A 9,608-nucleotide genomic window follows, 5' to 3' on the forward strand; every position below is an offset into this window, starting at 1 on the left:
CCGCCACACCGGCGAAGGCCGCGGTCAGCTCCAGCAGGGATACTTCCGACGTGCCGAGACCGATCGTGGCCTCGTTCGCGATGGGCGTCGAGATGCCGAGATCGCGCGCGGCGCGAATGACGTTGCGCACGCCGACCTCCTGCGTCAGCCGTGCGGCGACCACGTTGGAGGATCGCTGGAACGCGCGGCGAAGGGTGATTTCACCCAGATAGCGATTGTCGTCGTTCTTCGGCTTCCACCCGGCGATCTCAACGGGAGAATCGTCGACCATCGTGTCGGGCGACATGCCGGCGCGCAGCGCGGCGAGATAGACGAAGAGCTTGAACGTCGATCCCGGCTGGCGGCGCGCCTGCGTGGCGCGATTGAAGGCGCTTTTCTTGTAATCGCGCCCGCCGACCATCGCCACGACCTTGCCGTCGCGCGTCATGGCGACCAGCGCGGCCTGCGCCTGACGCAGGCCGGCCTGGCGGATGACCCGCTCCGCCGAGCGCTGAAGCCCGCGATCCAGCGTGGTGCGAACGGTGGCCTCCGTCTTCACTTCGCCGGCCTGATCGCGCGCTTCGGGCAGGATCCAGTCCGCGAAATAGGTGCCGGTGGGCAATTGCTGCGGCCGGCTGGCGAGCACGCGCTGCGGCTGCACGTCCTCCGCCTGCGCCTTGGTCAGGAAGCCGGCATCGACCATCGCGCCGACCACCACGGCCTGGCGTTCGCGCGCGCCCTTCAGATTGCTGGTCGGCGCGAGGCGCGAGGGCGCCTTGACCAGGCCGGCGAGCATGGCCGCCTGACCGATGTTCATCTTTTCCGGCGAACGACCGAAATAATGTTTCGAGGCGGCGCGCAGGCCATAGACGTTGTCGCCGAAATAGACGTTCGACAGGTACCGCGAGAGGATCTCGTCCTTGCTGAGCCAGGCCTCCAGCCAGAAGGCGATCATGACTTCGCGGATCTTGCGCGCGGCGGTGCGATCCGAATCGAGAAAGGCATTCTTGGCGAGCTGCTGCGTGATCGTGCTGCCGCCCTGGCGCACGCCGCCGGAGCCGAGATTCGCCCAGGCGGCGCGGGCGATGCCGCGCGGGTCGATGCCCCAGTGCGAGTAGAACCGCCGGTCCTCGATGGCGAGAAACGCTTCCCGCACATGGGCGGGCATCTTTGCCGCATCCACCGGCTCGGCAATGATCGCGCCGCGCCGGGCGATCGGCGTACCGTCCGCCGCGGTCAGCGTGATCGAGGGCGGCGTCGGCGGCTTGAGCGATTGCGAGAGCGGCGCGGTGATCGCGAGCCAGGCGATCGCCAGCACCAGCAGGACAAGGACGGCGCCCAGCCCGCGCATGATCCAGCGCATGGAGATGCGCGGCAGTCGGCGCGCCGGGGCAAGGCCGGAATCAGGGTCGGGCGGCGGCGGCGCTTCATCCTGCCAGGCATCGAAGCCGGGCATGGCCGGGCGCGGCTCTCCCGGCGAATGGTGATAGCGGATACGGCCGCTGTCAAAGGGATCGGGGCGCATATCATCGTTCCGGCGGTCAGCCATCGCGTGTTACTTTACTAAGACAGTTGCCGCAAGGATGCGCATCGTGCGAGGGAATAGGACCATGAGCGGCGAAGCGGAAGCACTTCAATCAGATCAGCGGCCTCTGGTGGTGGGGATCGGCGGCACCATCGGCGCGGTCTCCTCGACCGAACGCGCGCTGCGAATCGCGCTTGATGCGGCGGAGGAGCAGGGTTTTCGCACCCGGCTGTTCGGCGGCGAGGACATGGCGAAGCTGCCGCTCTACAACCCCAAGGCGATCGAGCGCACAGCGGAGGAGCGAGACTTTGTCGAAGCGGTGCGCGGTGCCTCGGCGCTGATCATCGCGTCGCCCGGCTATCACGGCAGCATTTCCGGCGTGGTGAAGAATGCGCTGGACCTGCTGGAGGAAACGGCGCGCGATCCCGAGCGGACCTATCTGGCGGACATGCCGGTCGGCCTGATCGCCACGGCCTATGGCTGGCAGGCGACAGGCTCCACCATCGCCGCGCTGCGCTCCATCGTGCACGCGCTGCGCGGCTGGCCGACGCCGTTCGCGGCCGCGATCAACAGCGCCGTCACGAAATTCGATGACGAGGGCGGCGCGAGCGATCCTGCCGTGGTGGAGCAATTGCGGCTGATCGGGAAGCAGGTGGCGCGGTTTGCGCCGCTGGCCGGGGTGGAGTGAGACTGGGCCGGTAAGGGACCCTCACGCCGTTCGTGCTGAGCCTGTCGAAGCACGTTTCAAGCAGCGCGGCGCCTGACGCACGTCCTTCGACAGGCTGAGGACGAACGGTTGGGGTAATAACAGGCTTGCCATCGCTGCCTACGTAACTTCTGTTATCTTGGCGTTGACAGCGGCCCTGCCGCCGGTCCACCTCCCCTTTCAGACCGGTAAACCGGCGCAGCAGAGCGGAGAGCGGGCATGGTGCTGACCAAGGGCGACGAATATCCGATCCACCAGACGGCCGAGCCGGTCGCCTATGCGGGCACCGACCGCAATTTCTACGATCGCTTCTTCTTCAACGGCTATGCGCCCGGTGCGGACGAGGACGGCTTCTTTGCCGCGGCGATGGGCATCTATCCGCATATCAACATCATAGATGCGAGCTTCTGCTGGCTGAAGGACGGCAAGCAGGTCAACATCCACGCCAGCCGCGACCTTGGCATGGAGCGGATGGACACGCAGGTGGGCGGCATCGCGGTGGAGGTGCTGGAGCCGCTGAAATCGGTGAAGCTCACGGTTGATGCGCCCGAACACGGCATCCGCGCGGAGCTGACCTATACCGGCCGCGCCTTTCCGCTGGAGGAGCCGCGCTTCACCCGCCGCAACGGGCCGCGCTTGCTGATGGACGTGACGCGCATGACGCAGAACGGCAGCTATCAGGGCTGGATCGAGGTGGATGGCGTGCGCACCGAGGTGAAGGACTGGCTGGGCACGCGCGACCGATCCTGGGGCGTGCGCCCGATCGGCGCGCCGGATGCGCAGCCGGCAAGCCCGCCGATCATGCCGCAATTCTTCTGGCTGTGGAGCCCGACGGCGATGGAGGACGGCGACTTCTACTTCCACACCAACGATGACGAGCATGGCCGCTTCTGGAACCGGCGGGCGGCGTGGAAGCCGCTGGGTGGCGGGATCGCGGACGAGACCCATTTCGAGTCCGATTACGAGATCCAGTGGAAACAGGGATCGCGCCACGCGCAGGGCGCAACCGTGACGCTGAAGGACGAGGCCGGCGCCGAGACGAAGGTCGAATTCGACCTTGGCCAGACGTTCATGATGCTTGGGCTTGGCTATACCCATCCGAAATGGGGCCACGGCCGGCACCAGGGCGAGGGCGTGGTGGTGGAGCGCGAGGATTTCGTGCCCGCCGAACTCGACGTGATGCAGCCGCATCATCTCCACATCCAGGCCGTCGCCGGCGTCACCATGACCGGCCCCGATGGCAAGGTGCGCCGCGGCAAGGGCGTGCTGGAGCAGCTGGTGATCGGGCCGCATGCGCCATCGGGCTTCAAGGGGATGCTGGACGCGGCATGAGCGGGGCAGCGGCGCTGACCGGCGCGGAGATCGAGGCCTATCTCGGCCGGCTGTGGCAGCGGGCGGTGCGCGTGGAGTCACTGGCGCGGATCCCGGGCGGGGCGAGCCGCGAAACCTATCGCTTCGACGCGCATGACGGCGAGCGGCTGCACCGGCTGATCCTCCGTCGCGAGCCGGCCAAGGGCCTGATCGACACGGAAAGCGAAACCGAGTTTCGCGCCTATCAGAGCGCGGCCGGCGTGGTGCCGGTGCCGCGCGCCGTGGCGCTGGAGCGGGAAGGCGCGGAGCTTGGCCGGCCGTTCTTCATCATGGAGCGGATCGAGGGCGGCGAGGTCGCCGGCAGCTTCGCACGCGATCCGTTCGGCGCGCATTGCCGCACCTTGGGGGAGGAGTTCTTCGGCGCGCTCGGCCGGCTTGCCGCGCATGATGCGGAAGGATCGCCGCTGGCGCAGCATGTGGCGGCGCCCCGGGCGGACGAATGCTGGCGCATCGCGCTCGATTACTGGGAAGGTGTGATCGAGGAGGATGCGCTGTCGCCGCAGCCGATCGCGCGCGCGGCGATCCGCTGGCTGCGCGCCAATCCGCCGCCACCGGCACAGCGCGTGGGTATCGTCCATGGCGATTACCGATCGGGCAATGTGATGCACGACAGCGCGGGCAAGATGCTGGCGATGTTCGACTGGGAAATGGCGCATCTGGGCGATCCGCTGGAGGATCTCGGCTGGGCGCTGGATCCGATCTGGGATCATTTCTCGCCGGGCATGTCCTGCGGCATGCTGCCCCGCGACGAGGCAATCGCCGCGTGGGAGCGCGCGAGCGGGCTGACGGTCGATCCCACGGCGATGCGCTGGTGGTCGCTGTTCGCATCGGTGAAGGGGATCGCGATCTGGATTTCCGCCTTTCGCGAATTCGTCGACGGCGGGCGGCAGGATCCGGTGCTGGCGGTGTCCGGCTGGTATACGGCGCGGCGGCAGGACGCGATCATCGCCGCGCAACTGGGCGGACGGCATTATGATCCGGTGCCGGTGATGCCGTCGAGCGATCTTGCCCAAGTGCTGATCGGCGCTGGGATCGCCGCGGCGGGCGCGGGCGAGAAGATGGGCGCGGTGGATGCCTTTGCCGGATCGACGCTGACGGTGGCCGCGCTGCTCTCGCTGCTCGGCGCGCAGGAGGCGGAAAAGGCGGCGGCATGGCGGCTGGCGGACATCCGCGACATGCGCCGGCTGCTGGGCGAGGACGCGCCGGTCACGCATGAAGGCGAGATGCTGGATGCGCTGGACGGGATCTGGGGCACGCTGGCCATCGCGCTGATCGCACAGCATGACGAAGTGGCCGAAACCGGCGGCGACGAGGCGGCGTTCTTCGACTTCTATCGCGAAAGCGCAGCGCGGCGGGAGTTGGCCTGGCCATTATGACGGACCTGCCGCTTTCGGGCGTTCGCGTGATCGACGCCGTGCCGGGCGTGCTCGGCGCGGTAGGGCGGCTGCTGGGCGAGCTTGGCGCGGACGTGATCCGGATCGAGCCGAGCGGCGGCGGAGCGGATCGCACGGCCGGCGCAACCGTATCCGGCGTCAGCCTGTCGTTCGTTGCCGCCAATCTCGGCAAGAGGGCAACCACGATCGATCTGCCAGATGATCACGACCGCCTGCTGGCACTGGCGCGTGAGGCGGACATCCTGCTTGAAGCCGGCCTCGAGGGGCTTGATGATGCGGCGCTGCGTGCGGCGGCGCCCATGCTGATCCAAGTGTCGGTCAGCGATCTTGGCACCAGAGGGCCCTGGCGCGACTGGCAGGCGAGTGATGCGGTGCTGCAGGCGCTGACCGGCGGATTGTCACGATCCGGTCTGCCGGGAAGGCCACCCCTGCTGCCGCCTGGACAGCTGGCGCTGGAAACGGCGGGGCCGCAGATCGCCGTCGCGGCGCTGGCTGCCTTCATCCGCCGGGTGCGGACGGGCGAGGGCGAGCGGGTGGACGTATCGCTGCTGGAGGCGGGGATGCAGGCGCTTGATCCTGGTTTCGGCCTGTCGGGCAGCGCGCAATCCGGCGTGCCATTGTGGAAGATGCCGCGCAGCCGGACGGACGAGCGGCACCGCTATCCCATCCTGCCCTGCGCCGACGGCTTTGTTCGCCTGTGCATCCTGGCGCCGCGGCAGTGGCGCGCGATGCACCAGTGGATGGGGGAGCCGGAAGCCTTCGCCGGGCCGGAATGGGACCGGCTGATGACGCGCATGACCTCGCCCGACCTGCTGCCGGCGATCACGCGCTTCTTCGCCGACAAGGAGCGTAGCGCGATCGAGGAGGAAGCTGCGCGGCGCGGCATACCGGCGGCCGCCGTGCTCGACGCCGGTGAAGCGGTCCGCACGGCGCAGATGACCGCGCGCCGCGCCTTCGTGCCGGTGGAGATAGCGCCCGGCCGCAGCCTGCCCTTTCCGGACGGCACGATCGAGATCGACGGCGCCCGGGCCGGGCTGCGCGGGCCAGCGCCGGCTGCCGGTGGCGATGCGCGCTTCGCTGGGGAGCGGCCGTCATTCGATACGCCGCCTGCTGCCGATTACCCGCTCGCCGGCATTCGCGTGCTCGACATGGGCGTGATCGTGGTGGGCGGCGAAACCGGCCGCCTGTTCGCGGATCTCGGCGCGGACGTGGTGAAGGTGGAGAATGGCGCCTTTCCGGACGGGCAGCGCCAGTCGCTGGACGACGCGCCGGTCAGCCTGACCTTTGCGGCGGGGCACCGCAACAAGCGCGGCCTGTCGATCGATCTGCGCGCCGATCGGGGCAAGCAGCTGTTCCTTGATCTGGTGCGGCAGGCGGACGTGCTGCTCTCGAACTTTAAGCCGGGGACGCTGGCGAGCCTGGGCTTTGACGAGGACGCGCTCAGCGCCGTCAATCCGCGGCTGATCACGGTGGACAGCTCGGCTTTCGGGCCGACCGGGCCTTGGTCCCGCAGGCTGGGCTATGGCCCGCTGGTGCGCGCTTCCGCCGGGCTGTCGCGGCAATGGGTCTATCCCGACGATCCCGACGCATTCTGCGATACAGTGACGGTGTACCCCGACCATGTCGCCGCGCGGATCGGCACGCTGGCCGCGCTGTCGCTGCTGATCCGCCGGATGCGAACGGGCAAGGGCGGCACCGCCAGCGTGAGCCAGGCGGAAGTGATGCTGGGGCATATGGCGGCCGACATCGCGCGCCGCGCGGCGGAAGGTGCCGGCGTGCCGGTGGAGAAGGGCGAGCCGGTCGAAAACTGGCTGCTGCCGTGCGCGGGTGAGGACGAATGGTGCGTCCTTACGCTGCGCGGCGCGGCGGACCGGGCGGCGCTCGCCACCCTCACCGGCGGTGCGGATCGCGCGGCGGCGGAAGGCTGGGCACGGACGATGGCGCCGGACGCTGCGGCTGTCGCGCTGCAAGGTGCCGGCGTGCCCGCCGGCATGATGGTGCGAGTGGTGGAGCTGCCCGACTCGCCCGGCTATCGCGCGCTCGGTACCTTTCGCGAGGCATCGCACCCGTTGGTGCCCACCGCTTTTCAGGTGGAAGGGCCGATCGCCCATTTCCAGCACGTGCCCGAGCCCGAACAGCGACCGGCACCGCGCATCGGCGAGGATAGCGCGGAGATCCTTCGCGACTGGCTGGGGCTGAGCGACGATGCGATCGCGCCGCTGCTCACCGACAAGATCATCGAACAGGCTGCCTAGAAAGGACTCTCATGGCCGAATTGGGAAATGAAGCCGTCACCGTCGAGACGCGCGGGAACGTGATGCTGATCACGATCAACCGCCCGGAAGCACGCAACGCGGTCAATCGCTTCGTGCATGAAGGCGTGGGCGACGCGCTGGAAGCGGCGGACAAGGACCCGGAGATCCGCGTCGTCATCGTGACGGGCGCGGGCGACAAGTCGTTCTGCGCGGGCGCGGATCTGGTGGCGCTGTCGCGCGGCGAAAGCCTGGCGCCGGAGGACAAGACCAAGGCGGCCTGGGGCTTTGCCGGAATCGTGAGCCATGCGATCTCCAAGCCGGTGATCGCGGCGGTGAACGGCATGGCGCTGGGCGGCGGGCTGGAGATCACGCTAGCGGCCGATCTGGCCGTGGCGGTGGAAGAGGCGAAGTTCGGCCTGCCCGAGCCGAAGCGCGGGCTTTTTGCCGCGGCCGGCGGCGTGTTCCGCCTGCCCGAGCAATTGCCGAAGAAGATCGCGATGGAGATGATCCTGACCGGCGATCCGATCGACGCGCAGCGCGCGCTGGAGCTGGGGCTGATCAACGCGGTCGCGCCGCGTGACGCACTACTGGATACCGCCTTCGCGCTGGCGGAGCGGATCGCGGTGAACGCGCCGCTGTCGGTGCAGGCGTCGAAGCGGATGGCGCAGGGGATTTCGGGCGGCAAGGTCGCGCGCGAAGAGGCGGCCTGGGCGCAGAACCGCGACGAGACCAAGATCGTCTTCACCAGCGAGGATTCGCGCGAGGGGCCCAAGGCCTTCGCCGAGAAGCGCGCGCCGGTGTGGAAGGCGAAGTAATGGCGTTCGATCCGGAGAAGGTCGCGGTCATCGTCGGCGTCGGGCAGGTCAACGACCGCCCGGCGGACCCGATGGCGGGCAAGGATTCGCTCGGGCTGATGATCGCCGCGCTGGAAGAGGCCGACAAGGATGCGGGCGGCGGCTGGCTGGCCGATGTCGATTCGGTCGCGGTCGTGGCGCAGATCAGCTTCCGGCAGGACAATCCGCTGGCGCAGAAGGTGGCGGACGGGATCGGTTCGAAGGCGGCAATCGTCTATGAATCGGTCGGGCCGAACGGCGACAGCCCGATCCTGCTGCTGAACGAGGCGGCGAACCGCATCGCGCGCGGCGAGATCAAGGTGGCGGCGGTGACCGGCGGTGAGGCGCTGCGCACCGCGAGCCAGCGCGCGGCACTCGCGGCGAAGACCAGCGTGGCGGACCAGAACCCGCTGCGCAACCTCAGCAAGGGGCGGGCGCCGGGCTATCGCCAGATCTACGGGCTGACGACGCCGGTGGATGTTTACCCGCTGTACGAGAATGCCGGGCGGGCGTCTTACGGGCAGTCGCTGGCCGAGGGACAGCGCGAGTCGGGCGAGATCTGGTCGCGGTTCAGCGAGGTGGCGGCGAAGACGCCGGCGGCGTGGATCCATGCGCCGAAGACGCCCGCGGAAGTGACCGAAGCGACCGCGGACAACCGGCCGATCGCTTTTCCCTATACCAAGCTGATGGTGGCGAATTCGAGCGTCAACCAGGGCGCGGGGTTCATCGTCACCAGCCTCGCCGAGGCGCGGCGGCGCGGGGTGCCCGAGGAGCGGATCGTCTATGTCGGGCGCGGTGCGGCGGCGCATGAGGCGGACGATTTCATGGCGCGGGACCGCTACGACAAGTCGCCGAGCATGGAGGTGTGCCTGAAGCGCACGCTGGAGTTCAATGAGGTAAGCGCGGACGATCTCGACCTGGTCGAGCTCTATTCGTGCTTCCCCTGCGTGCCGAAGATGGCGCGGCGGGTGATCGGCTGGCCGGTCGAGAAGCCGGCGACGGTGTTCGGCGGGCTGACCTTCGGGGGCGGGCCGATCGGCAATTACATGGCGCATGCCGTGGCCGAGATGGTCGATTCGCTGCGCGCGGGTGAGGGGCGGAAGGGGCTGCTGTTCGCGAACGGCGGGTTTGCGACGCATAACCATGCGATCGTTCTCGGGATGGAGCCGCTGCCGGGCGCGGGTGAGGCGTGGGAATTCGATCTGCAGGCCGAGGCGGATTCCGCGCGGGGGCCGGTGCCGGAGTTGGTGAAGGATTATACCGGGCCGGCTCAGGTGGAGACGTACACGGTGTTCTATAACCGTGATGGCTCGGCGAAGGCCGGCGTCGTCGTGGCGAAGACGCCGACGGGGACGCGGACCTTGGTGAAGGTGCCGGCGGAGGATGCGGCGACGATTGCTTTCCTGAGCGATGGGAGCGCGGAGCCGGTGGGGACATCCGGTGAGGTGGTGTCCGAGGGTGACATGATGGTGTGGAAACGGGCGTGACGGCAAAGCCCTCTCCCCTTCAGGGGAGAGGGTGGCCGAGCAAAGCGAGGTCGGGAGA

General features: G+C 68.6%; 7 protein-coding genes. 6 read left to right on the forward strand and 1 reads right to left on the reverse strand.

Annotated features, from left to right (window positions below; genetic code table 11):
- On the reverse strand, nt 1-1,528 hold a 1,528-nt coding region (locus AX702_RS17695; RefSeq protein ID WP_066781777.1), incomplete at its 3' end, for a transglycosylase domain-containing protein.
- Between the two features lie 61 nt (nt 1,529-1,589).
- Here AX702_RS17695 and AX702_RS17700 point away from each other — a divergent pair.
- The 6 genes from AX702_RS17700 to AX702_RS17725 all read left to right on the forward strand — a co-directional run bounded on the left by AX702_RS17700 (nt 1,590) and on the right by AX702_RS17725 (nt 9,550).
- Nucleotides 1,590-2,192 carry an NADPH-dependent FMN reductase gene (locus AX702_RS17700; protein WP_066781779.1) on the forward strand — a complete coding sequence of 201 codons (603 nt, stop codon included), beginning with the start codon at nt 1,590-1,592 and terminating at the stop codon, nt 2,190-2,192.
- Nucleotides 2,193-2,429: 237 nt separating this feature from the next.
- Nucleotides 2,430-3,542, forward strand: coding sequence for a hypothetical protein (locus tag AX702_RS17705; RefSeq protein WP_066781780.1), 1,113 nt, complete (start codon nt 2,430-2,432; stop codon nt 3,540-3,542).
- A complete protein-coding gene (locus tag AX702_RS17710) occupies nt 3,539-4,957 on the forward strand; it encodes a phosphotransferase family protein (RefSeq protein WP_082746344.1) in 1,419 nt (472 codons plus the stop codon). Before AX702_RS17705 ends, AX702_RS17710 begins: the two co-directional genes overlap by 4 nt.
- On the forward strand, nt 4,954-7,230 hold the full coding sequence (locus AX702_RS17715; protein WP_066781782.1) for a CaiB/BaiF CoA-transferase family protein: 2,277 nt from the start codon (nt 4,954-4,956) through the stop codon (nt 7,228-7,230). Before AX702_RS17710 ends, AX702_RS17715 begins: the two co-directional genes overlap by 4 nt.
- 11 nt (nt 7,231-7,241) lie before the next feature.
- Complete coding sequence (locus AX702_RS17720; RefSeq protein WP_066781783.1) at nt 7,242-8,045, forward strand: crotonase/enoyl-CoA hydratase family protein; 804 nt, start codon at nt 7,242-7,244, stop codon at nt 8,043-8,045.
- Nucleotides 8,045-9,550 carry an acetyl-CoA acetyltransferase gene (locus tag AX702_RS17725; protein ID WP_066781784.1) on the forward strand — a complete coding sequence of 502 codons (1,506 nt, stop codon included), beginning with the start codon at nt 8,045-8,047 and terminating at the stop codon, nt 9,548-9,550. The genes AX702_RS17720 and AX702_RS17725 overlap by 1 nt, the downstream gene beginning before the upstream one ends.
- Nucleotides 9,551-9,608 lie beyond the last annotated feature (58 nt).

The sequence above is a fragment of the Sphingomonas sp. CCH5-D11 genome, assembly GCF_001557395.1.
In the GTDB taxonomy this organism is placed as follows: Bacteria; Pseudomonadota; Alphaproteobacteria; order Sphingomonadales; family Sphingomonadaceae; genus Sphingomonas.

Excerpts from the sequence above, each read along its gene's own strand:
- AX702_RS17705 (WP_066781780.1), top strand. The coding sequence starts at position 2,430 with ATGGTGCTGACCAAGGGCGACGAATATCCGATCCACCAGACGGCCGAG.
- AX702_RS17720 (WP_066781783.1), top strand. The coding sequence starts at position 7,242 with ATGGCCGAATTGGGAAATGAAGCCGTCACCGTCGAGACGCGCGGGAAC.
- AX702_RS17725 (WP_066781784.1), top strand. The coding sequence starts at position 8,045 with ATGGCGTTCGATCCGGAGAAGGTCGCGGTCATCGTCGGCGTCGGGCAG.
- AX702_RS17715 (WP_066781782.1), top strand. The coding sequence starts at position 4,954 with ATGACGGACCTGCCGCTTTCGGGCGTTCGCGTGATCGACGCCGTGCCG.
- AX702_RS17710 (WP_082746344.1), top strand. The coding sequence starts at position 3,539 with ATGAGCGGGGCAGCGGCGCTGACCGGCGCGGAGATCGAGGCCTATCTC.
- AX702_RS17700 (WP_066781779.1), top strand. The coding sequence starts at position 1,590 with ATGAGCGGCGAAGCGGAAGCACTTCAATCAGATCAGCGGCCTCTGGTG.